The organism is Enterobacter sp. UCD-UG_FMILLET, from assembly GCF_000762975.1.
Classification (GTDB): Bacteria; Pseudomonadota; Gammaproteobacteria; order Enterobacterales; family Enterobacteriaceae; genus Enterobacter; species Enterobacter dykesii.
Genome location: NZ_JRJC01000028.1, coordinates 110,529 through 136,538, shown reverse-complemented (window position 1 = coordinate 136,538; position 26,010 = coordinate 110,529). Strand labels below are relative to the sequence as shown.

General features: G+C 58.0%; 25 protein-coding genes and 1 pseudogene. 6 read left to right on the top strand and 20 right to left on the bottom strand.

Annotated features, from left to right (window positions below):
• The first annotated feature begins 17 nt into the window (after window positions 1–17).
• The 3 genes from treC to nrdG all read left to right on the top strand — a co-directional run bounded on the left by treC (window position 18) and on the right by nrdG (window position 4,784).
• Window positions 18–1,661: an alpha,alpha-phosphotrehalase gene (gene treC, locus LA04_RS14150; protein ID WP_047652102.1), complete on the top strand. Its 1,644-nt coding sequence runs from the start codon at window positions 18–20 to the stop codon at window positions 1,659–1,661.
• 378 nt (window positions 1,662–2,039) lie between these two features.
• Window positions 2,040–4,178 (top strand): anaerobic ribonucleoside-triphosphate reductase, encoded by a 2,139-nt coding sequence (gene nrdD / locus LA04_RS14145; protein WP_032662478.1) that lies wholly within the window; start codon window positions 2,040–2,042, stop codon window positions 4,176–4,178.
• A gap of 141 nt (window positions 4,179–4,319) precedes the next feature.
• On the top strand, window positions 4,320–4,784 hold the full coding sequence (nrdG, locus tag LA04_RS14140) for an anaerobic ribonucleoside-triphosphate reductase-activating protein (RefSeq protein WP_047652101.1): 465 nt from the start codon (window positions 4,320–4,322) through the stop codon (window positions 4,782–4,784).
• 3 nt (window positions 4,785–4,787) lie between these two features.
• Here nrdG and LA04_RS14135 read toward each other — a convergent pair whose 3' ends face one another.
• The 14 genes and pseudogenes from LA04_RS14135 to pmbA form a co-directional block, all read right to left on the bottom strand.
• Complete coding sequence (locus tag LA04_RS14135) at window positions 4,788–5,072, bottom strand: type II toxin-antitoxin system RelE family toxin (RefSeq protein WP_047652100.1); 285 nt, start codon at window positions 5,070–5,072, stop codon at window positions 4,788–4,790.
• Window positions 5,062–5,304, bottom strand: coding sequence for a type II toxin-antitoxin system RelB/DinJ family antitoxin (locus tag LA04_RS14130; protein WP_047652099.1), 243 nt, complete (start codon window positions 5,302–5,304; stop codon window positions 5,062–5,064). The genes LA04_RS14135 and LA04_RS14130 overlap by 11 nt, the downstream gene beginning before the upstream one ends.
• A 77-nt stretch (window positions 5,305–5,381) precedes the next feature.
• A complete protein-coding gene (locus tag LA04_RS14125) occupies window positions 5,382–7,292 on the bottom strand; it encodes a BglG family transcription antiterminator (protein ID WP_047652098.1) in 1,911 nt (636 codons plus the stop codon).
• 19 nt (window positions 7,293–7,311) lie between these two features.
• Complete coding sequence (locus LA04_RS14120; protein ID WP_047652096.1) at window positions 7,312–8,448, bottom strand: lactonase family protein; 1,137 nt, start codon at window positions 8,446–8,448, stop codon at window positions 7,312–7,314.
• Between the two features lie 36 nt (window positions 8,449–8,484).
• Window positions 8,485–9,225 carry a 2-dehydro-3-deoxy-phosphogluconate aldolase gene (gene dagF, locus LA04_RS14115; protein ID WP_047652095.1) on the bottom strand — a complete coding sequence of 247 codons (741 nt, stop codon included), beginning with the start codon at window positions 9,223–9,225 and terminating at the stop codon, window positions 8,485–8,487.
• Entirely contained in the window at window positions 9,222–10,340 is a 1,119-nt protein-coding gene (locus LA04_RS14110) for a DgaE family pyridoxal phosphate-dependent ammonia lyase (protein WP_047652094.1), read from the bottom strand. Before LA04_RS14110 ends, dagF begins: the two co-directional genes overlap by 4 nt.
• Window positions 10,324–11,457, bottom strand: a complete 1,134-nt coding sequence (locus LA04_RS14105) for an amidohydrolase/deacetylase family metallohydrolase (RefSeq protein ID WP_047652093.1) — start codon at window positions 11,455–11,457, stop codon at window positions 10,324–10,326. The genes LA04_RS14110 and LA04_RS14105 overlap by 17 nt, the downstream gene beginning before the upstream one ends.
• A gap of 42 nt (window positions 11,458–11,499) precedes the next feature.
• Window positions 11,500–12,141 carry a DUF4310 family protein gene (locus LA04_RS14100; protein ID WP_023310183.1) on the bottom strand — a complete coding sequence of 214 codons (642 nt, stop codon included), beginning with the start codon at window positions 12,139–12,141 and terminating at the stop codon, window positions 11,500–11,502.
• Between the two features lie 13 nt (window positions 12,142–12,154).
• The gene (locus LA04_RS14095) at window positions 12,155–12,931 is read right to left on the bottom strand and encodes a DUF4311 domain-containing protein (protein WP_023310182.1); all 777 of its coding nucleotides are present in this window, start codon (window positions 12,929–12,931) and stop codon (window positions 12,155–12,157) included.
• A 22-nt stretch (window positions 12,932–12,953) separates the two neighbouring features.
• The gene (locus LA04_RS14090; protein WP_006810338.1) at window positions 12,954–13,253 is read right to left on the bottom strand and encodes a DUF4312 family protein; all 300 of its coding nucleotides are present in this window, start codon (window positions 13,251–13,253) and stop codon (window positions 12,954–12,956) included.
• 2 nt (window positions 13,254–13,255) lie between these two features.
• The gene (locus LA04_RS14085) at window positions 13,256–13,618 is read right to left on the bottom strand and encodes an SFCGS family glycine-rich protein (protein WP_023293430.1); all 363 of its coding nucleotides are present in this window, start codon (window positions 13,616–13,618) and stop codon (window positions 13,256–13,258) included.
• Window positions 13,619–13,628: 10 nt separating this feature from the next.
• Window positions 13,629–13,736: pseudogene (locus tag LA04_RS24460) on the bottom strand (glycine dehydrogenase); the annotation flags it as partial.
• Between the two features lie 336 nt (window positions 13,737–14,072).
• Entirely contained in the window at window positions 14,073–14,459 is a 387-nt protein-coding gene (gene cybC, locus LA04_RS14080) for a cytochrome b562 (protein ID WP_008501412.1), read from the bottom strand.
• 41 nt (window positions 14,460–14,500) lie between these two features.
• The gene (gene pmbA / locus LA04_RS14075; protein WP_047652092.1) at window positions 14,501–15,853 is read right to left on the bottom strand and encodes a metalloprotease PmbA; all 1,353 of its coding nucleotides are present in this window, start codon (window positions 15,851–15,853) and stop codon (window positions 14,501–14,503) included.
• A gap of 95 nt (window positions 15,854–15,948) precedes the next feature.
• On the opposite strand from pmbA, the gene yjgA reads away from it, so the two are divergent.
• Window positions 15,949–16,500 (top strand): ribosome biogenesis factor YjgA, encoded by a 552-nt coding sequence (gene yjgA, locus LA04_RS14070; protein WP_042713463.1) that lies wholly within the window; start codon window positions 15,949–15,951, stop codon window positions 16,498–16,500.
• Between the two features lie 77 nt (window positions 16,501–16,577).
• Here the strand turns inward: yjgA and mpl are convergent, their stop codons facing one another.
• Window positions 16,578–17,954: a UDP-N-acetylmuramate:L-alanyl-gamma-D-glutamyl-meso-diaminopimelate ligase gene (gene mpl, locus LA04_RS14065; protein ID WP_047652090.1), complete on the bottom strand. Its 1,377-nt coding sequence runs from the start codon at window positions 17,952–17,954 to the stop codon at window positions 16,578–16,580.
• Window positions 17,955–18,151: 197 nt separating this feature from the next.
• On the opposite strand from mpl, the gene fbp reads away from it, so the two are divergent.
• Window positions 18,152–19,150 carry a class 1 fructose-bisphosphatase gene (fbp, locus tag LA04_RS14060; protein WP_023310178.1) on the top strand — a complete coding sequence of 333 codons (999 nt, stop codon included), beginning with the start codon at window positions 18,152–18,154 and terminating at the stop codon, window positions 19,148–19,150.
• A 150-nt stretch (window positions 19,151–19,300) separates the two neighbouring features.
• Complete coding sequence (locus LA04_RS14055) at window positions 19,301–19,657, top strand: helix-turn-helix domain-containing protein (RefSeq protein WP_047652089.1); 357 nt, start codon at window positions 19,301–19,303, stop codon at window positions 19,655–19,657.
• On the opposite strand, the gene LA04_RS14050 is transcribed toward LA04_RS14055, so the two are convergent.
• The 5 genes from LA04_RS14050 to ytfQ all read right to left on the bottom strand — a co-directional run bounded on the left by LA04_RS14050 (window position 19,629) and on the right by ytfQ (window position 25,842).
• Window positions 19,629–21,200, bottom strand: coding sequence for a methyl-accepting chemotaxis protein (locus LA04_RS14050; RefSeq protein ID WP_047652087.1), 1,572 nt, complete (start codon window positions 21,198–21,200; stop codon window positions 19,629–19,631). The genes LA04_RS14055 and LA04_RS14050 overlap by 29 nt on opposite strands.
• A gap of 93 nt (window positions 21,201–21,293) precedes the next feature.
• On the bottom strand, window positions 21,294–22,295 hold the full coding sequence (gene yjfF, locus LA04_RS14045; RefSeq protein ID WP_023293434.1) for a galactofuranose ABC transporter, permease protein YjfF: 1,002 nt from the start codon (window positions 22,293–22,295) through the stop codon (window positions 21,294–21,296).
• Window positions 22,282–23,307: a galactofuranose ABC transporter, ATP-binding protein YtfT gene (gene ytfT, locus LA04_RS14040; RefSeq protein ID WP_161785594.1), complete on the bottom strand. Its 1,026-nt coding sequence runs from the start codon at window positions 23,305–23,307 to the stop codon at window positions 22,282–22,284. The genes yjfF and ytfT overlap by 14 nt, the downstream gene beginning before the upstream one ends.
• Window positions 23,308–23,317: 10 nt before the next feature.
• Window positions 23,318–24,820 carry a galactofuranose ABC transporter, ATP-binding protein YtfR gene (gene ytfR, locus LA04_RS14035; protein WP_047652084.1) on the bottom strand — a complete coding sequence of 501 codons (1,503 nt, stop codon included), beginning with the start codon at window positions 24,818–24,820 and terminating at the stop codon, window positions 23,318–23,320.
• A 65-nt stretch (window positions 24,821–24,885) separates the two neighbouring features.
• Window positions 24,886–25,842, bottom strand: a complete 957-nt coding sequence (gene ytfQ / locus LA04_RS14030) for a galactofuranose ABC transporter substrate-binding protein YtfQ (RefSeq protein ID WP_014882271.1) — start codon at window positions 25,840–25,842, stop codon at window positions 24,886–24,888.
• Window positions 25,843–26,010 lie beyond the last annotated feature (168 nt).

Below are 26,010 nucleotides of genomic sequence, written 5' to 3'. Positions count from 1 at the left end.
ATTTGCAGGAACGCATTATGAATACCCTTCCTCACTGGTGGCAAAACGGCGTCATCTATCAGATTTACCCAAAGAGTTTCCAGGATACCTCCGGCAGCGGCACCGGCGATCTGCGCGGCGTGACGCAGCGTCTGGACTACCTGAAAACCCTCGGCATCGACGCCATCTGGCTGACGCCGTTTTATATCTCCCCGCAGGTGGATAACGGTTACGACGTGGCGAATTACACCGCCATCGACCCGGCGTACGGCACGCTGGATGATTTCGACGAGCTGGTTGCCAGGGCCCACGAGCGCGGCATCCGCATCGTGCTGGACATGGTGTTTAACCACACCTCCACGCAGCACGCCTGGTTCCGCGAGTCGCTGAACAAAGAGAGCCCGTACCGCCAGTTCTACATCTGGCGCGACGGTACGCCGGAGCAGCTTCCCAACAACTGGCGCTCCAAGTTCGGCGGTAACGCCTGGCGCTGGCACGCCGAGAGCGAGCAGTATTACCTGCATCTGTTCGCCCCGGAGCAGGCGGATCTCAACTGGGAAAACCCGGCCGTGCGCGCCGAGCTGAAAAAGGTGTGCGAGTTCTGGGCCGATCGCGGCGTGGACGGCTTGCGTCTCGACGTGATTAACCTGATTTCAAAAGATCAGGATTTCCCGGACGACAACACCGGAGACGGCCGCCGCTTCTACACCGACGGGCCTCGCGTTCACGAATATCTGCAGGAGATGAGCCGCGACGTCTTCACCCCGCGCAACCTGATGACGGTGGGCGAGATGTCCTCAACCTCGCTGGAGAACTGCCAGCAGTACGCCTCGCTCGACGGACGCGAGCTGTCGATGACCTTTAACTTCCATCACCTGAAGGTGGACTATCCCGGCGGCGAAAAGTGGACGAAGGCGAAGCCGAACTTCGTGGCGCTGAAAACCCTATTCCGCCACTGGCAGCAGGGGATGCACAACAAAGCCTGGAACGCGCTGTTCTGGTGTAACCACGATCAGCCGCGCATCGTGTCGCGCTTTGGTGACGAAGGAGAATACCGCGTACAGGCCGCGAAGATGCTCGGCATGGTGCTGCACGGCATGCAGGGCACGCCGTATATCTATCAGGGCGAAGAGCTGGGGATGACCAACCCGCACTTCAGCCGCATCACCGATTACCGCGACGTGGAGAGCCTGAACATGTTCGCCGAACTGCGCGCCAATGGCCGCGAGCCGGAGGAATTGCTGGCGATTCTGGCGAGTAAGTCCCGCGATAACGGGCGAACCCCAATGCAGTGGGACGCGTCGCACAATGCGGGCTTTACCGAGGGCGAGCCGTGGATTGGCGTCTGCGATAACTACGAGACGGTGAACGCCCGCGCGGCGCTGGACGACCCGGATTCGGTGTTCTATACCTACCAGTCGCTGATTAGCCTGCGCAAAACTCTGCCGGTGCTGACGTGGGGGGATTATGAGGATCTCCTGCCGGAACATCCTTCTCTTTGGTGCTACCGTCGTCAGTGGCAGGGGCAGACGCTGATGGTGGCGGCGAACCTGAGTAATACGCCTCAGGAATGGCAGGCAGACGCCCTCAGCGCTAAGTCGCAGGTGCTGATGAGTAACTATCCGGCACCGCAAATTACGTTGCTCCGTCCGTTTGAAGCCGTCTGGTGGTTGCAGCAGTAACTCTCTCTCTACCGGGTGCAGCCCAGCACCCGGCTTACTTTACTGTTTTTGTTGAATAATTAATCAGATTTTTCTCTCGCGCCTTTACAATCGCTGAAGCGCCCGCCGTTTGTACTCTCGTCTTTTTACTTTGTTCTGCATCAAATAAATCGCAAACATGTTTGATGCAAATCACTATATGTAGCACTTAAAATGCACGCCGACCCAACATCTTGTATTTATCGTCTACTATTCCAACAACAAGACGGCGCTTACGCTGGCCGGAATTGTGGATAACACAAGCTGGGAACGCGGGAAGTCTTTGGCCCGGCGGGGAATACGCCCGGAGAAGACTTCTCCACCTCTGTGGATAACCTGTTTTCAAAAAATGGAGTGATCATGACACCGCATGTGATGAAACGTGATGGCTGTAAAGTGCCGTTTAAATCAGAGCGCATCCAGGAAGCCATTCTGCGTGCAGCTAAAGCAGCGGGAGTCGATGACGCAGATTACTGCGCCACCGTCGCAGAAGTCGTTAGCAGCCAGATGAACGAACGCAGCCAGGTCGATATCAGTGAGATCCAGACCGCGGTTGAGAACCAGCTGATGGCGGGGCCTTACAAGCAGCTGGCGCGCGCCTACATTGAGTACCGTCACGATCGTGACGTGCAGCGTGAGAAGCGCGGTCGTCTGAACCAGGAGATCCGTGGCCTGGTGGAGCAGACCAACTCCGCCCTGCTCAATGAAAACGCCAACAAAGACAGTAAAGTGATCCCGACCCAGCGCGACCTGCTGGCCGGTATCGTCGCCAAACACTATGCCCGTCAGCATCTGCTGCCGCGCGACGTGGTCTCGGCGCACGAGCGCGGTGAAATTCACTACCACGATCTCGACTATTCGCCGTTCTTCCCGATGTTCAACTGCATGCTGATCGACCTGAAGGGCATGCTGACCCACGGTTTTAAAATGGGTAACGCCGAGATTGAACCGCCAAAATCAATCTCCACGGCCACCGCCGTCACCGCGCAGATTATCGCCCAGGTCGCCAGCCATATTTATGGCGGCACCACCATTAACCGCATTGATGAAGTGCTGGCCCCGTTCGTGACGGCAAGCTTCAACAAGCATCGTAAAACGGCCGAAGAGTGGCAGATCCCGGACGCCGACGGCTACGCGCACTCCCGCACCGAGAAAGAGTGCTACGACGCCTTCCAGTCGCTGGAGTATGAGGTGAACACGCTGCACACCGCCAACGGCCAGACGCCGTTTGTGACCTTCGGGTTTGGTCTGGGCACCAGCTGGGAATCTCGCCTGATCCAGCAGTCCATCCTGCGCAACCGCATTTCCGGCCTCGGCAAGAACCGCAAAACGGCGGTGTTCCCGAAACTGGTATTCGCTATCCGCGACGGCCTGAACCACAAGTTTGGCGATCCGAACTACGACATTAAACAGCTGGCGCTGGAATGCGCGAGCAAGCGCATGTATCCGGACATCCTGAACTACGATCAGGTCGTCAAAGTCACCGGTTCGTTTAAAACGCCAATGGGCTGCCGCAGCTTCCTCGGCGTGTACGAAGATGAAAACGGCGAGCAGATCCACGACGGGCGTAACAACCTGGGCGTGATCAGCCTCAACCTGCCGCGCATCGCGCTGGAGGCGAAAGGTAATGAAGCTGAATTCTGGACGCTGCTGGACGAGCGCCTGCAGCTGGCGCGTAAGGCGCTGATGACCCGCATCGCGCGCCTGGAAGGGGTCAAAGCCCGCGTCGCGCCGATCCTCTATATGGAAGGGGCCTGCGGCGTGCGTCTGAAAGCGGACGATGACGTGTCTGAGATCTTCAAAAACGGTCGCGCGTCCATTTCGCTGGGCTATATCGGTATTCACGAAACCATTAACGCATTGGCTGGCGATACGCATATGTACGACAGCGAGGCCCTGCGCGAAAAAGGCATCGCCATCGTTCAGCGCCTTCGCGACGCGGTTGACCAGTGGAAAGAGGAGACCGGCTACGGCTTTAGCCTCTACAGCACGCCGAGCGAGAACCTGTGCGACCGCTTCTGCCGTCTGGACACCGCCGAGTTCGGGATTGTGGAAGGCGTAACCGACAAAGGGTATTACACCAACAGCTTCCACCTCGACGTGGAGAAAAAGGTGAACCCGTACGACAAGATCGACTTTGAAGCAGCGTATCCACCGATCGCCAGCGGCGGCTTCATCTGCTACGGCGAGTACCCGAACATTCAGCACAACCTGAAGGCGCTGGAAGACGTGTGGGATTACAGCTATCAGCACGTGCCGTATTACGGGACCAACACGCCAATCGACGAGTGCTACGAGTGCGGCTTTACCGGTGAGTTTGAGTGTACGAGCAAAGGCTTTACCTGCCCGAAATGCGGCAACCACGATGCGGCCCGCGTCTCCGTAACCCGTCGCGTGTGCGGCTATCTTGGCAGCCCGGACGCGCGTCCGTTTAACGCCGGCAAGCAGGAAGAGGTGAAGCGTCGCGTGAAGCATTTGGGGAATGGGCAGATCGGGTAAGTTCTGCGCAGGGTTCTCCCCCTCACCCTACCCCTCTCCCTCAAGGGAGAGGAAACCGATCGAGCACATTGCTAAGCCTGACTCCGGTTTTCTCCCTCTCCTCGTGGGAGAGGGCCGGGGTGAGGGCATCAGGTTAACGCTATGAACTATCACCAGTACTACCCCGTCGACATCGTCAACGGCCCCGGCACCCGCTGCACCCTGTTCGTCTCTGGCTGCGTTCACGAATGCCCCGGCTGTTACAACAAAAGCACATGGCGCCTGAATTCCGGCATGCCGTTCACCGCGGAGATGGAAGATAAAATCATCCGCGATCTGAACGACACGCGCATCAAACGCCAGGGGATCTCGCTCTCCGGCGGCGATCCACTGCACCCGCAAAACGTGCCGGATATCCTGAAGCTGGTGAAGCGCATTCGGGCAGAGTGTACGGGAAAAGATATCTGGGTCTGGACGGGATACAGGCTGGATGAGCTGAACGCGAAGCAAATGGAAGTGGTGGATCTGATTAACGTGCTGGTCGACGGCAAGTTCGTGCAGGATTTAAAAGACCCTGCGCTGATCTGGCGCGGCAGCAGCAACCAGGTTGTGCACCATTTACGATGACCGCTAAAGCCGTTTGTTTGCATCATGATAAACGGCTGATTTCTCTCGCTTACCGATAGCGATAACAAATATCGTTACAACGTTGTCCTGAACCTGATAGACCAAACGATAACCCTGCGATCTGAGTTTTATTTTGTAGCAATCCGGCAGGCCATGCAGGCGGGCCGATTCGACCCTGGGGTTCACCAACACGTCCGCAAGTTTCTTCTTAAACTGATCTTTTACAGTTTCCCCCAGCTTGCTCCACTCCTTTAACGCCCTCGGGTCAAATGCCAGTTCATAAGTCATCCAGACTAACCTTGATTCCCTTTTGCGGATTCGCCAGTCGCTCCCGGACCGTCTGTATCAGTTCATCTTCACTGTCGCTAATGGTGACCGTTTTCACCGGCATACGTCCCGTCTCCGCGACGTACTGAAACAGTAATCGTACGGCTTCCGTTGGGGTGATATTGAGTTTTTCCAGCACGGTATAAGCCTCGTTTTTGAGTTTGTCATCCAGACGGACGTTCAGCGTGGCCATTATGCCTCCGGTAAAATCGAATGTGTAAGGCATTTTAGCATTACATTCGCATTACATCGAATTCTGGATAACGCCTCTCAAAACCGACTCAAACTCTCCATTGCCACCGCCTTAAATTCGGCAAAGTCACTGCAGCTACAGAGGCGCGACATCGCTCGTTCACGCAGGAAAGTGACGAAGATATCGTAAATCGCCATCGCCTCTTCGTATTCGCTTTTGCTGATGGCGAGCAGGAAGATGACGTGCGCGGTTTCGTCTCCCCACTGAACGCCGTGCGGGGCGAGCACGGTATAGACCACGGTTTTCTGCGCTAAAAGGCCGAGGGAGTGCGGGAGCGCGATGCCGTCGCCGAGCATGGTGCTGACGATGGCTTCACGCTCAACAACCGAATCCAGGAACTCCGCGCCGACAAACCCCTCGCCTTCAAGCTGCGCGCACAGTTCGCGAAACAGCGTTTGCTGATCGATCGGCTTGTCGATAATGCGGAAATGGGCCGCGTCGAAGTATTTATCCAGCATCCACGGGCGGGTGCGGTCCACCAGTACCAGCTTGCCGATCTGCTCTAACTGATAGTCGGTCGGGAATGGGGCGATCGTCACCACCGGTTTGGACTTTTCGCTGACGCGGGCGGTGGCGATCACAAAGTCTTCGCCAATCGTTTCCGCCAGCTCGTACTCGCGCAGGGTGAGCGTGCGCGTCACCTCAATCTGCGGGTATTTACGCTGCAGCACCGCCTCAATCATGCGCACCATCGCATTACCGGCGTCGCATACCAGCAGCACCCGCGGCTGGCGCTGGTAGCCGATGTTGTAATGGCGCTCCAGCCCGACGCCGATATGCAGCACCAGGAAGCCGATCTCGTTTTCGCTGATCGCATACGGCGTGTATTTTCCCCAGCTCGACACCGCCGCGAGGGTCATATCCCACGCCATCGGGTAGTGCTGCTTGATGTTATCCAGCAGCGGATTGGGGATCATGATTTGATACCGCACGCGGGTGATCATGGTTTTGATGTGCGTGAGCAGGTCCGCGTGCAGCTGCGCGTCGCTGAGCAGGTTGTAGTTATAGTGGGTGTTGATGTAGCGCAGGATGTAGTTGACCAGCGCTTCATCGTCATCCGCGTTAATTGCGCTCGGGGCTATCTCCTGAATCTGCCGCGCCGCAATGTGCACGCACAGCCAGCTCTCCTCCGACGGCGAAAGCGCTTTGCCCGCCAGGTGCTGGATAGTGACGGCGATATCTTTTGCCGCCTCGCGCACGTTCTCTTCCACGTCTTCGGCGTGGAATTCCGGCAGCGGATAGCCCTCGCTGATGCGCCGCACCGACACCGCGCAGTACAGGCGCAGGAACAGCTCGCCTTCATCAGTCAGGCGAATGTGGTGACGCGTCAGCGCCTCGTGCAGCACGGGCACCATCTGCTCCGCCACGCCCGCATTCAGCGCCACGTCGGTCACCAGCGGGTTCAGGCTGTCCTGCTGCGCCAGCTCCCAGAGCAGATCGGTCAGGCAGGCGCGGGTCGACATCTCGCTGCCAAACAGCTTCATGCCGTGGCGTGGACGCGTTTCCAGCGTCAGGTTATAGCGGTGGAACCACTCGCGGACTTCGGCCATGTCGCTTTGCAGCGTGGCGCGACTGACAAACCACTCGTCCGCCAGATCCTCGAGCTTAAGAGAAAATGCCGAGGTCAGAAAACGCACCACCAGATAATGCACGCGCTCCGGCCCGGTCCGGGGAATACGCAGCGCGCGCGGGTGGGAGGCCTGCAGCTGCTGGTAGCGCTGGGCATCATCAATTTTGAGCTGGTAGCCGTTGCCCCGGCTCAATATAAACTGCGCGCCGTGGCTTGCCAGCAGCGCGTTCAGGGCGGTGATATCTGCACGGACGGTTCGCGTGGAGACCGACAGCCGCTGCGCCAGCTCGTCCTGCGGCAGCGTCTCGTTTTGCAACAGATCGAACAGTTGCGCTAAACGTTGGTTCGGGAATCGCACGTCGTTGTCCTCTTACGGCTTAAGGTGAAATGACCATCTGAGATGGGCTGCCGACCGGGGTATAATCCGGTTCGAAGCTGAGCTTGCCGTCCTGACCGACGCGGAAACGGGTGATGTTGTCGCTGCGCTGGTTCATAACGTACAGCCAGCGTCCCTGCTTATCGAGCGTCAGGGTGCGCGGGTAGTCGCCGCGCGTCCACACGTCGTCCTGATGCGTCAGCGTGCCCTCCGCTGTTACGGTAAAGTGCCCGATGCTGTTATGCAAACGGTTAGCCACATACAGCTGTTTACCGTCGGCGCTTAATGCGAGCCCGGCGGCAAAGCTGGTGCCTTTGTAACCTTCCGGCAGGGCTGAGAGCGTTTTGCCCTCTTTCAGGGTACCGTTGGCGTTCACGGTGTAATGGGTGAGCGTAGACGCCTCTTCGTTAATCAGCCACAGGGCATCGCCCTTCGGCGTAAAGACAAAGTGGCGCGGCCCGGCGCCTTTTGAGGAGGCGCTGATAAACGGCGGATCGTTCGGCGTCAGCTTCCCTGTCCGACCGTCAAAACGGTACTGATAGATGCGATCCAGCCCCAGATCGGTGGAAAATACGTATTTCCCGCTCGGATCGGCGGCGATCATGTGCGCGTGGGGGCCGTTGTGATCGCTGATCGCGAAACTGCCCTCGACGGCAGCTTCCGGCTTCGCCGCGCCCGGTTCGCCTTGATCCTGATGAGTGTCCGTAGCCTCACCCAGGCTGCCGTCTGCTTTAACGGGCAATACTGCGATAGAGCCGCTGACGTAGTTTGCCACCAGCAGATGCTGGCCGTTCGGCGTCAGCGACAGGTAAACCGGCCCCGCGCCGCCGGAGGCCACCTGATTCAGCTCGCTCAGCGCGCCGTTATCCCCCACCCGCAGCGCCTGCACCACGCCCTGCTCCACCTCGCTTGCCAGATACAGCGTTTTGCCGTCGCGTGAGACGGCCAGCTGCGCCGCATTCGGCAGCTTGCTGACCAGCGTTTTATTCGCCAGCGCGCCGCTTTGCGGGTCAACGGTGAAGCGGTACAGCCCTTCGCCGTTGGGGTTGTAGGTGCCCACCCAGGCGTATTGCGGCTGGGCGATAGCGGCGGTGGCGAACATTGAGAGTGAAGCGACAAGCAGGGTACGGGTGTGCATGGTGGCTCCTTCAGGTGTGTGCGGTAAGGTTTTGTTCTACTTCACCAGCTTCTTCGTCATCGCCAACAGCGTACGCACATCTTCCGGGCGCGTATCGCCGCTGGCTTTGTCAATAATCGAGCTGTAGATATGCGGGATGATTTTACTCACGCCCGCGTCGAGGGCGATCTGCAGGATCTCCTCATAGTTTTCCAGATCGATACCTCCGGTCGGCTCCAGCCAGAAGTCGTGACGGGCGCAGGCTTCCGCCACCGCGTTGTACTCGTCACGGCACTTCAGGCCGCCCATCGGGAAGTATTTGATGGAGCTGCCGCCGAAATCCTTCAGCAGGGCAATCGCGGTTTCAACCGGTACAATGCCGTCCGGCGCTGCGCTGCTCAGCGGGCCGGTGGAGATTTTAACCATCCCCACGGTGCCGGTCGGAGAGACCAGACCGTTGACCACCGATTCATTCTGCCCCAGCAGCGCGCGGCTGGTGGCCACGCCGGTGAAGACCTGGTTGACGTGCTGCGGCTGCACCTGACGGGAGATTTCACTCACCATCGCTGACTGGTTCGGATCCCCCGCACCCAGGCCCACGGAGAGCGCGTTATCAATCAGCGCGGCATATTCACGCATATCGGCAACGGCGCTCGCCACGTCCGGGTAATTTTTGGAGAGCACGCCCACCAGCACGTGACCTTCCGCCGCCTCGTAAATGGCGCTGGCGTTGGCTTTCGATCCTGCCAACACGTTCAGGCAGACGCGGTCACGGTAAAAGTTGGGGGTCAGTTTCATGCTTTTTTCTCCTGTCCTAATACTTCGCTAATGCGGCGGTAGACGATGTTCAGCTGGTCAGCATTCACGCTGCGCACGTCCGCCTCGATAATCCCTTCGTTGGCCTTGTAGCCACGGAAGTAAATGGCGTATTCGCCCTGCTTGAGCTTCGCCACCAGATCGCCCGTGCCGACGCCGGTGGTGGCTTCGTCGAATTTAATCTCGGTGCGGGCAATATCGCGTCCGGCGCTGTCCCAGACCACGCGCGCGGTGACGCCGTTCAGGGTGTTGAGCGCCTCGATAAACGGCGTCATTTTCGCCACCATCTCGGCGCCGCTCTCTTTGGTGACCGTCAGATAGTGTTCGATGGCGCAGGTCAGGCCGAGGATCCCCTCTTTACCCACCTTCATCGCGCGGCCAATGCCCGCCGTCTGGCGCTTCACCCACTCAACGTACTGGGTTTTGCCGATCACCAGCCCGCTGGTTGGGCCTTCGATCGCCTTCGCGCCGCTGTAGATCACCAGATCGGCACCGGACCGGTAATACGCGTGCAAATCTTCTTCCGCCGCCGCATCAACGATCAGCGGGAGATCGTGCTTGCGCGCCACCACCGCCGCCTGCTCGACGCTGAGCATGCTTTTCTGCACGCAGTGGTGAGATTTGATGTAGAGGATCGCCGCGGTGCGCGGGGTGATCGCCGCCGCCAGCTGATCGGCGGAGCATTCGTTGGCGTAGCCCGCTTCCACCAGCTTGCCGCCGCCCAGCGCCACCATGGTGCCCACCGGCGCGCCAAAGTTCACGTTGTGGCCTTTCGGCAGGACGATTTCGTTGTTCTCAATCGGGGTCACGTGCAGGTTTTCCAGCAGCCAGTCGCTGTCTTTGACCAGCACCGCCGCCACGGACTGGGCTATACCCGCCGACGCGCAGGAGACCACCGTCGCGCCTTCCACATCCAGAAGCTTCGCGATGTATTCCCCGGTTTTGTTGACCAGATCCTTCATCTCGAAATAGTGATTCATGCCGTCCATCGCCGTCTGCACCACTTCCGGGCGTGGGGTGGAGACGCCGAGCGCCGTCATGCGGCCAGAGGTGTTGATCACCTGCTTTAAGTTGTACTTCTCATAAATCGAAGGCATGTTCCGTGCTCCCTTGTTCGGTCATGTAGCCCTTGCCCGCGCGGATCGCGGCAAGCGGCACCAGAATGTGTTCAGCCTGCAGGCTGTCGTTTTCGGCATCCGTCAGCACCGTCGGCTGGCGTTTAATCGTGAACAGCGTTAAATCCGCGTCGAGACCCGGCTGGATGCGGCCCTTGCGCGCAAGGCGCAGGCCGTCGGCGGCGTTGGCGGTCACGCAGTCAATCACCTGCGGCAAAGACATGCCGATGGCAAGGAATTTCGACATCACGCTTGCCAGCGAGCCCACCGGGCCGTTGATGCGGTTGCGGCAGTAGATATCCGAGCTGATGGTGTGCGGCAGAATGCCCATCGCGATGGCGCGTTTCGCCACCTCAAAGCTGAAGCTCGCCGTACCGTGGCCGACGTCCAGACGCACGCCGCGCTTCAGGGCGGAGGTGATGGAGGCGCGCAGCTCGCCGGAGGGCGTCAGAATGCGGTTGGGTTTGCCGTTATAGCAGTGGGTGATGATGTCGCCGGAGCTCAGCAGCTCGGCAATTTCGTCGAGGTTCGGCGGGTTGTTGCCGATGTGCACCATCAGCGGCAGGTCGCCGTTCTCTTTCTGAATGGCTTTCGCCCGCTCCAGCGGCGTAATGCCGTTTTCACCGACCACGCTGCTGCTCATGCGCGCCTTCAGGCCGACGATAAAATCAGGGTGGCGCTTCACCGCCTGCTTCACCGCGTCGGCGTCAATATTCGCCATGTTGGCCAGCTCGTTCTGGGCAATCAGCCCCACGCGGGAGATGTTCAGCAGGGCAAATACCTCGGTAGAGGCTTTACGGGTGATTTCGTAGAAATCGTCCACGTCGTCGGCACCGGTACTGCCCGCGTCCACCACGGAAGTGACGCCGGTGGCAATACCCACGCTGTCCGGCTCGTCGTGGTAAATCGGGGAGTTCGGGTAGCAGTGAACGTGGGAGTCAATCCAGCCTGCGCTGACGAACACGTCGCCGTTCAGCTCAACCGTTTTATGCGCGGGGGCGTCAATGTCGCCCAGCGCCGCGATCTTCCCGTCCTGAATGGCGATATCGGTCAGGGTATCGTCGGCAAGGCGCGCACGGCGCAGGAGTAAATCAAACATGAGGATCTCCTGATAAGGCGGGCGCCTGAGCGCCCGCGGGTATTAAAGGGCGACCGGGAACAGCCAGCCCAACAGCATTGCCCCGAGAATGGCGCCACCGGTGATCGGCTTCTGCCAGATGTAGAACACCAGCGCACCCAGCAGGGAACCGACGCCGATAGGAATGGAGGCGGTCATGGCGCTGAGGATAATCAACGGCCCGAGGAAGCGGCCGGAGGCGTTACCCGCGCCCATCATCACGTCTGCACCGTAGGTGGAGTTGCTCTGGTTAATGGTGAACTTACGCGCCAGGATGATGACGTAGCCGATCGCCAGGCCAATCACCAGACCGGTAATCAGCGCGGCAATGAAGTTGGTCACCGGGAACATGATGCCCGCGCCCAGCAGCAGCGCCGGAACGCCGAGGCCCACGCCGGTCTGGATCGCGCCGCCGATGTCGAGAATACCCACCAGCGACCCTTCGATAATGCGGGCGAACAGGAAGCTCGCGCCGAACGCCGCCACCGCGCCGTAAACGCCGGTATCGATCCCCGCTTTCAGCATCGCCACGAAGGCCACTTCGTTAAACGCGCCGATGCCGTAGAGGTAGTACATGTGCGTCCCGGCGAAAACGCCGGATGAGAGCAGGCCAACGAAGATCGGGAACGACCAGTCGGCATACCAAAAACCTTTATTCTGTTCCATTTAGAGGCTCCTGTTATTTACCGCTGAGCGAGTTGTGGATCATGTCGAGCCAGTTCGGCACGGTCAGATGGAAGGATTCGATCATCTTCATGTCGAAGCCGCGGAAGAAGCCGCTCAGCACGAAGAGCAGGACGATCGCCGCCATCATCACTTTGGTGACGTGGTTCCAGCCGCTCTCTTCGACGCCTTTACCGATCAGGATCCCCAGCACCAGGCCCGGTACGGCGTTCCCCATGATCAGCTGCGCCGCACCGCCAAAGATGGTGGCCCAGAAGCCCGATTTTTTACCCGCGTCGATGGCCGCCAGCCAGAAGATTACCGGCATCACGGTGTTGACCAGCAGGTTTGCTGCCGGTACCAGCACCTTCACCGCGGTGACCTGAAGCGCTGCCGGAACGGAGGAGGCGGTCAGGTTCAGGAAGGTGACGACGAGCATGCCAATCACGCCGCAGGCAATCGCCATTTTGCGCGGGTCGTGCAGCGTTTCGCCGACGTTACGGTTTTTGATCATCAGTGCAGCAGCACCCCAGTTCGGGATGATGCGGTGGTCAACGTCCTGTGTGAAGGCACCTGCGGCCACGGAAGAGGCCCAGGCGTTAAAGAAGAAACCTAACCCAAAGGAGAAGTGGGACGCCGGATCCCCTTCACAGGAGTTCAGTTCCCCCAACGTACGAAACGCGCCCATACCCTGAGTGGTAGGCGCATGAAACATGCGTGCAGCCCCGGCTCCGACACCGACGCCAACCAGGCCGCCAATGATGAGCGATTTTATTAATATAATTAAGAACATCAGTCTGCCCTTTTATGAATAATCAGCGTTGCGTGACGAAATCCACCTGGTCAAGATTGATAGCGGTCACGTTGACGGTCACATCCAGCTCCACGCTGTAGGTGCGTCTTTCCCGGCGCAGAAAGAAGAACAGAAACGCTTCTTTTCGCACCGCTTCTTGCGCCTGAACGACCTGCACATCCTGTGGCTCAATACGCAGTAAGATATGCGGTGAGGCTTTCATCACCGCGGCCTGAACGTGGTTGAGCGCGTCGGCAAAGGCGCGCGCTTTGGCGTCGCCTTTTCCCTTTACTCTCACCGTGGTTGTGAACTGTTCTTTCATGCTTATGCGCCGTATTTCTTCTGCCAAGCCTGCACCAGACGCTCGCCCAGCTCTTCTTTATCCATAAAGCCGAAGCCCAGCACGTTGCAGCCTTCGTTGATGGCGGTCACGCCCTCTTCCACCGAACGCATGCCGTATTTGGCCTTGTAGCCATATTTGGTCTGGGCGGTGATAGCGCCCGCGCCGCCGCTGCCGCAGAAGGAGATGCCGAAGGTGGCATTTTCCGCTTTCATCACGTCGCCCAGCTTCATATCCGCCGCCATGCCCGGCACGACCACCGCGCGTCCACCTGCTTTTTCCACACCGGCAGCCACTTTCTGACCTTTACCCAGGCGATCGCCAATCACGACTGTAATCTGTTCCATGTGTTGCTCCTTAAAGGTTGTCTTTCGCGACTTCAAAGTGAACGGAGAGCAGCCAGGCTTCTTCATCAGGAAGATTGCCAAACTGCGCGACCACTTCACGGGCGAGCCGCACGTCGTTCATTACCGCTCCGTTAATCACTGGTCTTACCCCGTTAATGGCTCTGGAATAAAACTAACGTTGGGGGGGAATTGTTTGTAGCGAGTTGTTTTCCACTTCGAAGTGGAAAGGCGAGCCGCAGCAGTGATCTGTGCCACATAAATGCGGTGAATCTGAATTAATCACGGTATTTGCGTGATGAATATCACGTATTCCAGCGGCAAAACGCGCGCCGGGGAAACGAAACGTTCAGGCGTGGTGACGCAAAAATGTGATGGCGATAGGGTTTACTTATTACCGCGCAAAAAAAACGGGGGCCACTGGCCCCCGCTGGTTGTTTGTCAGATGCGCGATCGGTTAACGGTATTTCTTGTGATACGTGTTACGGGTCGTAACAAACTGCTCGGCCGCCGCCTGGGCTTCCTTCACTTTGCCTTCGTTAGCCAGCTTCAGCGCGCCGTCGATCTGGCCGACCAGCACGTCAAAGCCGTGGCGGTAGTCTTTCATCTCTGCGCTGTCTGCCGCTTTGCTTTCCAGCTTCGGAGGCGTCGCTTTTTGTGCGTCCAGCGCCGCTTCACGCATTTTGGTCAGCGCGTCTTTCATTTCAGCCGCATTGTCCGTTTTCTGCACCACCTTCAGGTTTTGACCGAGGATGCCCATGTCGTCTTCAAGATCGGCAGCAAACGCAGAAGAGCCAAGAACCAGCGTTGAAGCCGCGACGATCGCTAACAGATGTTTACGCATTGCTCACTTCCTTTTTTATTATTAAAACGCCTTTACGGGTATTACTGACCGGCGATTTTCATTTCCGGCAGAAGTACAGAACCACACTGTATATTGCTGCGTGTTTCAATATCGTTACCGACCGTAACGATATTGCGCCACATGTCCTTCAGGTTGCCGGCAATCGTAATTTCGCTCACCGGATACTGAATTTCGCCGTTTTCCACCCAGAAGCCCGCCGCGCCGCGCGAGTAGTCTCCGGTGATGCCGCTAACGCCCTGGCCCATCAGCTCGGTCACCACCAGACCGGTGCCCATCTCTTTCAGCATCTGCTCAAAGTTGAGGCCCTGCCCGGCAATGCGCCAGTTGTGGATGCCGCCAGCGTGTCCGGTGCTTTTCAGCCCCAGCTTGCGCGCGGAGTAGTTGGTCAGCAGCCACTGGGTCAGAATGCCGTCTTTAACGATGTCACGACGCTCGGTGCGCACGCCTTCGCTGTCGAACGGCGTGGAGGCCAGCCCTTTCAGCAGGTGCGGATGCTCTTCGATGGTGAGCCATTCCGGCAGGATCTGCTTGCCCAGCGAGTCGAGCAGGAAGGTCGATTTACGGTAAACGGAGCCCCCCGCGATAGCGCCCACCAGATGTCCAAACAGGCCGGTCGCCACTTCGTTGGCAAAAATGACCGGGGCCTTCATGGTGGAGAGCTTACGCGGCGACAGGCGAGACAGCGTGCGTTCGGCACACTCTTTACCCACCCATTCAGGAGACTGCAAGTCCCCCAGCGCGCGCCCAATGGTGTAGGCGTAGTCACGCTCCATGTCGCCGTTCTCTTCGGCAATCACGCAGCTGGAGAGCGAATGACGGGTGGAACAGTAGCCCTGCAGCATGCCGTGGCTGTTGCCGAAGACTTTGATCCCGTAATGGCTGTTGAAGCTGCCGCCTTCGGTATTGGTGATGCGCTTGTCGGCCTGCAGGGAAGCCTGTTCGGCGCGCGCGGCCAGTTCAATGGCTTCGTCCGGGGAAACCTCCGCCGGGTGGAAAAGATCGAGATCCGGCGCGTCAAACGCCAGCAGGTCTTTATCCGCCACGCCTGCGTAAGGATCCGGAGAGGTATAACGGGCGATATCCAGCGCCGCCTGCACCGTACGGGCAATGGCATCCGGGCTGAGATCGGTGGATGACGCGCTGCCTTTGCGATTCTGGTGATACACCGTGATCCCAAGCGCGCCATCGCTGTTGAATTCTACGTTCTCCACTTCACCATAGCGGGTACTCACGCTGATGCCGGTGGTTTTGCTGACCGCCACTTCGGCGCCATCTGATTTTTCTGAAGCAAGCATCAGCGCGGTGGAGACGGCTTCTTCAAGAATCTTACGCTGCGCTTCAACTTGTGAGGTTACTTTCATCGCAAATGCCATACTGTAAGAGAGAGTTAACTGAAGTCTAACAGAGAACCGTTTTTCAGTGCGCGTCTTAACTGGTAACATTAGCCTCTTTTTTTAAGGAGCCTGACATGACTAAGCAGCCCGAAGACTGGCTCGACGACGTTCCCGGTGATGACATCGAAGACGAAGATGATGAGATCATCTGGGTCAGTAAAAGTGAAATTAAACGTGACGCCGAAGAGTTAAAACAGCTTGGCGCGGAAATGGTAGAACTGGGTAAAAACGCGCTGGACAAGATCCCGCTCGACCAGGATCTGCGTGATGCCATTGAACTGGCACAGAAAATCAAGAAAGAAGGCCGTCGTCGCCAGCTTCAGCTTATCGGGAAAATGCTGCGTCAGCGCGACGTCGATCCGATCCGCCAGGCGCTGGACAAGCTGAAAAACCGCCACAACCAGCAGGTTGCGTTTTTCCACAAGCTGGAGCAGATCCGCGATCGTCTGATTGAGCAGGGTGATGATGCCGTACCGGAAGTGCTGAACCTGTGGCCGGATGCCGACCGCCAGCAGCTGCGTTCCTTGATCCGCAACGCGAAGAAAGAGAAAGAAGGGAATAAGCCGCCGAAGTCCGCGCGCCTGATTTTCCAGTATCTGCGCGAGCTGTCTGAGAACGATGAGTAATCCGTTCCCCTCTCCCCGGAAGGGCGAGGGAGGAAAGAACGTAGGCCCGGTAAGCGCAAGCGCCACCGGGCTTTTTTTTACTCCGCGGCCACGTCCGCTTTCTTCGCCAGACCGTCCAGCAGCTTCTGATGGATCCCACCAAAACCGCCGTTGCTCATCACCAGAATGTGGTCGCCAGGCTGAGCGGCTTTCACCACCATATCCGCGAGCGCATCCACATCCGCGCTCCAGTGCGCGGGCTGAATGCAGGCATCGGCCACTTCGGCCACCTGCCACGGAATATGCTGCGGCTGCAGCAGGAAGACCTCATCAGCACGTCCTAACGACGGCGCGAGATCATCTTTGCAGATGCCCATCTTCATGGTGTTCGAGCGCGGTTCCAGCACGGCCAGGATGCGGGCTGTTCCGCCGACCTTGCCACGCAGGGCGGCAAGCGTTGCCAGAATGGCCGTTGGGTGGTGCGCGAAATCGTCGTATACGGTAACGCCGTGGGCTTCACCGCGCAGTTCCAGACGGCGACGGGCGTTGATAAACGAGCCCAGCGCATTGGCCGCATCCGCAGGCAAAACGCCCACGTGACGCGCCGCAGCAATAGCCATCAGGCCGTTGTGCATGTTGTGCTCGCCCACCAGGCCCCACTTCACCTCACCCACTTTTTCACCGTCGAGCAGCACTTCCCACTCGGAGGCATCGGCGTTGAGTTTCTTCGCCTGCCAGTGGCCCTGCTCGCCCACCAGCTCCTGCTCGCTCCAGCAGCCCATCGCCATCGTCTGCTTCAGGTTGATGTCGTTCTCCGGCAGGATGATGCGCCCCTGGCCCGGAACAATGCGCACCAGGTGGTGGAACTGTTTCTGGATCGCTTTCAGGTCGTCAAAAATATCCGCGTGGTCGAACTCAAGGTTGTTGAGAATCAGCGTGCGCGGGCAGTAATGCACGAACTTGGAGCGCTTGTCGAAGAACGCGCAGTCGTATTCGTCGGCTTCGATCACGAAGAACGGGCTGTCACCCAGACGTGCAGAGACGTCGAAATTACCCGGTACGCCGCCAATCACGAAGCCCGGCTTGTAGCCGCAGGCTTCAAGGATCCAGGTCGCCATTCCGGCTGTGGTGGTTTTGCCATGGGTACCGGCAACGGCAACCACCCAGCGGTCGCGCAGGACGAAGTCATGCAGCCACTGCGGGCCGGACATGAACGGAATATTGCGTTCCAGAACCGCCTCGACGCACGGATTGCCGCGGGTCATGGCGTTGCCGATGATCACCAGGTCCGGCTCGGGATCCAGCTGGCTGGCATCGTAGCCCTGAATTAACGAGATGCCCTGTTTCTCCAGAAGTGTGCTCATTGGCGGATACACATTGGCGTCCGAACCTGTCACTTCATGGCCCAGCGAGCGCGCCAGCATTGCCAGTCCGCCCATGAAAGTGCCACAAATCCCCAATATATGAATGCGCATACGTCACTATCCTTCTTCAATGTGGCGCACATTTTACTCACATGTTAGCGGCTGTGAAACGCATTTCAGGTAAATCCGTATGTTGCTGGCGCGATTCACCTCTGCGCTAATATTTGAATGTTTGTTAAGATTGTTGGGCTTTAGTCGTTTTAGTGAACATACAATCGCTCTACTCACAAAGATGCAGGGAAAGTGTTATGAAAACGTTAGGTGAATTTATTGTCGAAAAGCAGCACGAGTTCTCTCATGCTACCGGTGAACTCACTGCTTTGCTGTCGGCAATAAAGCTGGGCGCTAAGATCATCCACCGCGATATCAACAAGGCCGGTCTGGTCGATATCCTGGGTGCCAGCGGTGCCGAGAACGTTCAGGGCGAGGTTCAACAGAAGCTCGATCTGTTCGCAAATGAAAAATTGAAAGCTGCACTGCGCGCGCGCGACATCGTTGCGGGTATCGCCTCCGAAGAAGAAGATGAAATTGTTGTTTTCGAAGGGTGTGAACACGCTAAATACGTTGTTCTGATGGATCCGCTCGACGGTTCCTCAAACATCGACGTTAACGTTTCTGTCGGTACCATTTTCTCCATCTACCGCCGCGTCACGCCAGTTGGCACGCCGGTGACCGAAGAAGATTTCCTGCAGCCGGGCATTAACCAGGTTGCTGCCGGTTACGTCGTTTATGGCTCCTCCACCATGCTGGTGTACACCACCGGCTGCGGGGTTCACGCCTTTACGTACGATCCTTCACTCGGCGTTTTCTGCCTGAGCCAGGAACGCATGCGCTTCCCGGAGAAGGGCAACACCTACTCCATCAACGAAGGCAACTACATCCGCTTCCCGAACGGCGTGAAGAAGTACATTAAATTCTGCCAGGAAGAAGATAAAGCGACCCAGCGCCCGTACACGTCCCGCTATATTGGCTCTCTGGTCGCTGATTTCCACCGTAACCTGCTGAAAGGCGGTATCTACCTCTACCCAAGCACCGCCAGCCACCCGGACGGGAAGCTGCGCCTGCTGTACGAGTGCAACCCGATGGCGTTCCTCGCCGAACAGGCGGGCGGCAAGGCGAGCGACGGTAAAGAGCGTATTCTGGATATCGTGCCGGAAAGCCTTCACCAGCGCCGCTCATTCTTCGTCGGCAACAACCACATGGTTGAAGACGTTGAACGTTTTATCCGTGAGTATCCGGACGCGTAACGCCTCTCTACAGGGGAGCCGTTCTGGCTTCCCTGGTCATTTATATATTTTACCGTATAAGTGTTTATAAAAAACATGCTTTAATATTCACCACTGCTCCTGCATTATTTCCATAACAGTTTGACAGATATTTCGTGGAGCAGAATCGCAATGAATAATTATTCCCGTGCTAATACCGGCATTGATTTAAATCTTATCCCTGTATTTATTGAAATCGTCCGCTGCGGCAGCATGGCAAAAGCCTCTTTGCGTCTGGAGATGTCACGTCCGGCGGTGAGCCTGGCCTTAAAGCGTTTTAATCAACTCTTTGATGAACCGTTATTTTTCCGCAAAGGTTTATATCTTGAACCGACGGAAAAAGCGTTAGCCTTAACCCGTTCGCTGGAAATATTAATGGGTGAAATTCACGATAATATTGCGGCAGTTAATTCCGGGAAAAATAAAATCCCGGCACAGAACGTACCGGGGCTGAGTAATATTATGCAGCGGCCTGAATCGTCACTTTGAATGATGACATGGCTTCCATCAGCTGACGCGACTGCTCTTCAAGGGAGCGGGTCGCGGCGGAGGATTGCTGCACCAGCGCCGCATTCTGCTGCGCGGTTTCGTCCATCTGATTCACCGCAATATTCACCTGCTCAATGCCGCGGCTCTGCTCCTGGGACGCGGTCGCAATCTCACGCATCAGTTTGGTCATGCGCAGCACTTCGGTTGCGATCTCGTCCATCGTTTCGCCGGCCTGCTGGGCCAGCTCGCTGCCCTCGTTAACGTGGGTCTGCGAATCGCTGATAAGCGATCGGATCTCTTTCGCCGCGTCGGCGCTGCGGCTGGCAAGGTTTCGCACTTCGCCCGCGACGACGGCAAACCCACGCCCCTGCTCGCCCGCGCGCGCCGCTTCCACGGAGGCGTTAAGCGCCAGAATATTGGTCTGGAAGGCAATACCGTCGATCACGCTCAGGATGTCGGCGATGCGCGCCGAGCTGCCCGAGATATCGCGCATTTTTTCAATCACGTAGCAGACCATTTCGCTGCCGTGATCGGCCGTATCGGACACCGACTTCGCCAGCTGGTGCGCCTGCTCGGCGTTATCGGCGTTGAGCTTCACCGTCGCGGTGATCTGTTCCATGCTGGCCGCCGTCTGCTCCAGCGACGTGGCGGTAGATTCCGTACGCTCGGCAAGATCGCGGTTTCCCAGGGTCAGCTCGCGGCTGCCGGTGTCAATTTGCGCGCTGGCATCGCGTACTCGCATAACCGAGCTCATCAGCGACTGTCGCATCTGCTCTATCACCGCGTTGAGGCGGTTAAACTCCTGGCTCGCGGGCGCATTCAGCGTATGGGTTAAATCTCCCGCTGCCACGTTCTCCAGCTGAGCGATCGATGCCGAGAGCGGCTTGAGCAGCATATGGCGCAGCACCAGCCACGCGAGCACGATAATGCCCGCCGTCAGCAGCGCGGCGACGATAATCAGGATCAGTACGCGGGTTTTACTCGCCTGAACGGCACTCACTTCCGCCTGACCACGCGCTTCGCTCCATTTCTGAAACGCCTGCATATCGTTATCAAACTGCTTCGCCACCGGAATCAGCGTCTTCTCCAGCAGATCGTAATACTCGTCCGCGCTCTGGTCATTCAGGGTTTTCAGCATCGGGTTAATCCCCTGCTGGCTATACGTCGCCAGGCTGGCCGCCACTTTATTGAGCAGCTGTTGCCCCTGCTCGTCAGCCACGCCGCCGTCGATCACGCCTTTCAGCGTTTTCTGAGCCAGGGCAACTTCCTGATTGATGTTTTTTACCGCGTTGGCCGCATCGTCCAGCATGCCGATTTCCATCATGCGGACGGCCTGGCCCGCCTCATTGCGCGCGCGCAGGATCAGCGTATAGCCTGAATTAAGCTGCACCATCTGCTCACCCTGAAGGTGATTAATGCGCTGCAGTGAAGAAGAACTCTGTGTGAGGGCATAAATGCCAATGCCGCTGACAATCAGCAGCAGAAGGGTCATAACGGCCAGTAAAGAGAGCAAGCCGGTACGAATCGATAGCGTTTTCAGCATGATATTATTTCCGGTAGCGAGATATTTCTGGGCATAAAAAAAGAGTATCGGCCGCTACCGGAAAATGTTTAGACTTTAAGCAAATTCAGCGTGTTATCGCTCTGTTACCGATGTGTTTACGCGGGTAACAGGCGAGCTTTGACGGTTCTCCCAGAGCACCGTCAGGCCACGCTGCAGGGCAATAAAAATAAACAGCAGAATGCCGATGGCGATCTTCGTCCACCAGGAGCTGAGCGTGCCGTCAAAGTTGATATAGGTTTGTATCAGCCCCTGGATAGCCACGCCGAACAACGTCCCCAGCACCGTCCCCACCCCGCCGCTGAGCAGCGTGCCGCCGATGACCACAGAAGCTATCGCATCCAGCTCAACGCCCACGCCTGCAAGGGCATAGCCCGCCTGGGTATATACCGAGAAGACGATACCCGCCAGCGTCGCCAGCCCGGTCGAGAGCATATAGATGCGGATGGTGGTGCTGCGGGTGGAGATCCCCATCAGGTTTGCCGACGTGGCGTTACCGCCGATGGCGTAAACCTGATTGCCAAACCGGGTACGATGGGCGAGGAAGATGCCAATCACCACCACGCCCAGCATCAGCAGCCCCATCGCGCTCAGGCGGCCGCCGCCGGGAATTTTCCACGCCAGGCTGGAGAGCGTGTCATACACCGGATGGTTGATCGGAATCGACTCTTCCGACACCAGGTAGCTCACCCCACGGAGGAAAAACATTCCCGCGAGGGTAATGATAAACGCCGGAATTTTTAACGCGTCGATCAGCAGCCCCATAAAGGCGCCAAACGCGCAGCCCATCGCCAGCACCAGCGGAAACGCCACCAGCGGAGAGATCCCCCAGAAGCCGATCGCCTTCGCGAGGAACACGCCCGTAAACGCGATCACCGAGCCAACGGAGAGATCGATCCCACCGGAGAGGATCACAAAGGTCATTCCGACGGCGATGATGCCTAAAAAGGCGTTATCGGTCAGGATATTGCAAATCACGCGCGTCGAGGCAAAACCCGGGAATTGGGTGAGGCAGTAGAGATACCCCAGCACAAACACGCCCAGCGTGATCATCAACGGTAAATTACGTTTTATCATGTCCACGGATCCCCTTAATGATGCTGACAAAGCGCGGCGACTGGACGATCAGCACGCAGAGCACGACCACCGCTTTCACCACCTGGTTGAGTTCCGGCTGGAACCCCGAAAGCAGGATCCCGGTGTTCATTCCCTGAATGATCAGCGCGCCAATCACCGAGAGCAGCAGGTTAAAGCGCCCGCCCATCAGCGACCCGCCGCCGATCACCACCGCGAGGATCGCGTCCAACTCCAGCCAAAGTCCCGCATTGTTGGCGTCGGCCCCGCGAATATCCGCCGCGACGATGACCCCGGCGATGGCGGCGCAGACGCCGCTCAGCACGTAGGTCAGCATCACCATCAGCCGGGTGTTGACCCCGGCGTTACGCGCGGCGCGGATGTTGATCCCGACGGCTTCAATGAACATGCCCAGCGCCGTTTTGCGGGTGAAAAGCCAGAAGACAACGAGCGTGGCCAGGGCAATAATCACCGGCGTCGGGAAGAACAGAAGGTTGCCGCTTCCGAGCCACGCCAGGCTCGGGGAGTTAAAGGTGACAATCTGTCCGGAGGTAATCAGCTGCGCCACGCCGCGCCCGGCCACCATTAAGATAAGGGTGGCGACAAAGGGCTGAATTTTCAGCACCGCCACCAGAATGCCGTTCCATAATCCGGCCAGCACGCCGGTGCCTAAGGCCGCCAGCAGAACCACCGGCAGGCTGTGTCCGGCCACGGTCATGGAGGCGGCCGTGGCTCCGGCGATAGCCATCACCGCGCCGACGGAAAGGTCAATCCCGCCGGTGGCGATGACCAGCGTCATCCCGATGGCCAGCAGCGCCACGGGCGCGGCACGGTTCAGAATGTCTATCGGGCTGCCAAACAAGCGCCCATCCTGCACGATAATCTGGAAGAAATGCGGCGCGACCAGGCTATCAACCAGCAGAACCACCAGCAGCGCTGCGATTTGCGGCGTGCCGGTCGGCCAGCTGAAGCGGCGCTTTGTCTCACCGGTTTGCGAAAGCGAACGGGGCATCACGATTTACTCCTTATGCCGCGATGGCATTCATGATCGCCGGAACGGACAGCTTATCCAGCGGGATCTCTGCCACCTGTTTGCGATCGCGCATGATGATGACGCGATCGGCATAGCCCACCAGCTCCTCCAGCTCGGACGAAATAACCAGCAGCGCCAGACCGTCCGCGCACAGAGTTTCGATAAGCCGGATAATTTCGGCGTGCGCCCCCACGTCAATGCCGCGGGTCGGTTCGTCGAGGATCAGGAATTGGGGTTTGGTCAGCAGCCAGCGTGACAGCAGCACCTTCTGCTGGTTACCGCCGGAGAGGAACTCGATCGGCTGTTCCGCGCTCGGGGTACGAATACCCAACTGACGGATAAAGCGCTCGGCGATGGCGTTCTGCTCTTTACGGGGGATCGGGCGCAGCCAGCCGCGCTGGGCCTGCAGCGCCAGGATGATATTTTCCCGCACCGAGGCCGCAGCAATAATACCGTCCGTTTTCCGATCCTCCGGGCAGAAGCCGACGCCGAGACAGGAGGCCTGATGCGGCGATCGCAGGGTTTGCGGTTTACCCTTGATCAGCGCGCTGCCGCTGTCCGCCGGTTTGATCCCGAAGATCACCTCGGCGGTTTCGGTTCGTCCGGAGCCTAACAGGCCCGCCAGCCCGACAATTTCGCCTGGCCGTACCTCAAGGTTAAACGGCGAGATCACGCCCTTCTTGCCGTAATCGCTGAACGCGGCGACCGGTTTCTCGCTCAGCAGCGTACGCCCTGCGCGCTGAAGGGCGTTGGTTTCCAGCTCGCGGCCCAGCATCATTTTCACCAGTTCGATCTGCGGCAGCTCGCGGGTTTCGCGGCAGCCGACAAAGCTGCCGTTGCGCAGCACCGTGATGCGATCGCTTACCTCATATACCTGATCGAGGAAGTGGGTAACGAAGATCAGGCTGACACCCTGATCGCGCAGCTGGCGCATCAGGGTAAAGAGCATCTCCACTTCCTGGGTATCGAGGCTGGCGGTGGGTTCGTCGAGGATCAGCACTTTTGCAGAGAGATCGATCGCGCGACAGATGGCGACGATCTGCTGCATCGCCACGGAAAAGCGGTTCAGCGGCTCGCGGACGTCGAGGGAGAAGCCGTACGATTCCATCAGCTTTGTCGCCCGCGCCTCCATCTCTTTGCGGCGCAGCAGGCCAAAACGGCGTGGCTCACGGCCAATAAACAGGTTATCCGCCACCGACATATTCGGCAGCAGGTTCACTTCCTGGTACACAGTCCCGATCCCCAGCTGCTGGGCATGGGCGGTATTTTTTGGCGAAATGGCGTTGCCTTCCAGCCAGATGGTGCCGCGATCGGCGTGATAAACGCCGGTGAGGGATTTAATCAGCGTCGATTTTCCCGCGCCGTTCTCGCCCAGCAGCGCCATGATCTCACCGCGCCGCAGGCTGAAATCAACGTTATCCAGCGCCTTTACGCCGGGGAAGAATTTGCTTAAGCCCTCTGTGCGGAGGATTTCCTGGTGTTGTTCAGTTTTCATATTTACGTCCCCGGCACGTTCCCGTAGGCCGGGTAAGCGCAGCGCCACCCGGCAATTTCACAGGATCAGTAGCCCATATTTTTCTTCTTCTCTAACTCTTCTTTCGCCGTGTCAGGCAGGTAGAGCGTGGACTTGGTGACCGTCACCTTCTCAGGCATCGTGCCGTCTTTCTTGAATTTCTCCAGCGCGTCGAATGCCGGGCCCGCCATGTTTGGCGTCAGCTCCACGCTGGCGTTGGCTTCGCCGTCGATCATCGCTTTGTAGATGTCCGGCACGCCGTCGATAGAGCCGGTGAGGATATCTTTGCCCGGCTTCAGGCCCGCTTCTTTAATCGCCTGAATCGCACCGATCACCATGTCATCGTTGTGGGCGTAAACCATGCAGATGTTCTTGCCGTTGTTTTCAGCCTTAATGAAGCTCTCCATGACCTCTTTACCTTTACTGCGCGTAAAGTCGCCGGACTGAGAGCGGATAATCTTGATGTTTGGCGCTTTAGCAATGGCCTCAGCAAAGCCTTTTTTACGGTCGATGGCCACGCTCGCGCCGACGGTGCCCTGCAGTTCAACGACGTTACACGGCTTGCCGTCGACCTGTTTCACCAGCCAGTCGCCAATCAATTGCCCTTCAAGCACGTTGTTGGCGGTCACGGTGGTCATATAGAGGGATTTGTCTTTGACGTCGATGGAACGGTCGAGCAGGAAGACCGGGATCTCAGCGTCTTTCGCTTCCTTCAGGACGGGTTCCCAGCCGGTCGCCACGACGGGTGCAATAAAGATGGCATCCACGCCCTGGGCGATAAAGGAGCGCACGGCTTTGATCTGATTCTCTTGTTTTTGCTGACCATCGGCGATTTTCAGGGTAATGCCGCGTTTCTGAGCCTCGCTTTTCGCAACGTTGGTTTCTGCCGCTCGCCAGCCTGATTCAGAGCCGACCTGCGAAAAACCTACGGTTAAGGGAGCGGCCATCGCCATAGACGACATGGCTGCCGAAACTGCTGTGACAAGAAGTAAGCGCTTCCACATATGAGCGTCCTCGTAGGGGTGTTTATTGTTGGTTAAAAGATGTTCTGCGAAATGACTATAGCCCATGAAATATGTAACGAATTGCGTTACATCACACTTCAGAAAAGTGAATAAAACGTTAATCACAAGTTTGTAATCGCTTTCATTTCACCATGAAAAATGTGGCTG

Coding starts and splice junctions, on each gene's coding strand:
- treC (WP_047652102.1), top strand. CDS start 18: ATGAATACCCTTCCTCACTGGTGGCAAAACGGCGTCATCTATCAGATT.
- nrdD (WP_032662478.1), top strand. CDS start 2,040: ATGACACCGCATGTGATGAAACGTGATGGCTGTAAAGTGCCGTTTAAA.
- nrdG (WP_047652101.1), top strand. CDS start 4,320: ATGAACTATCACCAGTACTACCCCGTCGACATCGTCAACGGCCCCGGC.
- LA04_RS14135 (WP_047652100.1), bottom strand. CDS start 5,072: ATGACTTATGAACTGGCATTTGACCCGAGGGCGTTAAAGGAGTGGAGC.
- LA04_RS14130 (WP_047652099.1), bottom strand. CDS start 5,304: ATGGCCACGCTGAACGTCCGTCTGGATGACAAACTCAAAAACGAGGCT.
- LA04_RS14120 (WP_047652096.1), bottom strand. CDS start 8,448: ATGCACACCCGTACCCTGCTTGTCGCTTCACTCTCAATGTTCGCCACC.
- dagF (WP_047652095.1), bottom strand. CDS start 9,225: ATGAAACTGACCCCCAACTTTTACCGTGACCGCGTCTGCCTGAACGTG.
- LA04_RS14110 (WP_047652094.1), bottom strand. CDS start 10,340: ATGCCTTCGATTTATGAGAAGTACAACTTAAAGCAGGTGATCAACACC.
- LA04_RS14105 (WP_047652093.1), bottom strand. CDS start 11,457: ATGTTTGATTTACTCCTGCGCCGTGCGCGCCTTGCCGACGATACCCTG.
- LA04_RS14100 (WP_023310183.1), bottom strand. CDS start 12,141: ATGGAACAGAATAAAGGTTTTTGGTATGCCGACTGGTCGTTCCCGATC.
- LA04_RS14095 (WP_023310182.1), bottom strand. CDS start 12,931: ATGTTCTTAATTATATTAATAAAATCGCTCATCATTGGCGGCCTGGTT.
- LA04_RS14090 (WP_006810338.1), bottom strand. CDS start 13,253: ATGAAAGAACAGTTCACAACCACGGTGAGAGTAAAGGGAAAAGGCGAC.
- LA04_RS14085 (WP_023293430.1), bottom strand. CDS start 13,618: ATGGAACAGATTACAGTCGTGATTGGCGATCGCCTGGGTAAAGGTCAG.
- cybC (WP_008501412.1), bottom strand. CDS start 14,459: ATGCGTAAACATCTGTTAGCGATCGTCGCGGCTTCAACGCTGGTTCTT.
- pmbA (WP_047652092.1), bottom strand. CDS start 15,853: ATGGCATTTGCGATGAAAGTAACCTCACAAGTTGAAGCGCAGCGTAAG.
- yjgA (WP_042713463.1), top strand. CDS start 15,949: ATGACTAAGCAGCCCGAAGACTGGCTCGACGACGTTCCCGGTGATGAC.
- mpl (WP_047652090.1), bottom strand. CDS start 17,954: ATGCGCATTCATATATTGGGGATTTGTGGCACTTTCATGGGCGGACTG.
- fbp (WP_023310178.1), top strand. CDS start 18,152: ATGAAAACGTTAGGTGAATTTATTGTCGAAAAGCAGCACGAGTTCTCT.
- LA04_RS14055 (WP_047652089.1), top strand. CDS start 19,301: ATGAATAATTATTCCCGTGCTAATACCGGCATTGATTTAAATCTTATC.
- LA04_RS14050 (WP_047652087.1), bottom strand. CDS start 21,200: ATGCTGAAAACGCTATCGATTCGTACCGGCTTGCTCTCTTTACTGGCC.
- yjfF (WP_023293434.1), bottom strand. CDS start 22,295: ATGATAAAACGTAATTTACCGTTGATGATCACGCTGGGCGTGTTTGTG.
- ytfR (WP_047652084.1), bottom strand. CDS start 24,820: ATGAAAACTGAACAACACCAGGAAATCCTCCGCACAGAGGGCTTAAGC.
- ytfQ (WP_014882271.1), bottom strand. CDS start 25,842: ATGTGGAAGCGCTTACTTCTTGTCACAGCAGTTTCGGCAGCCATGTCG.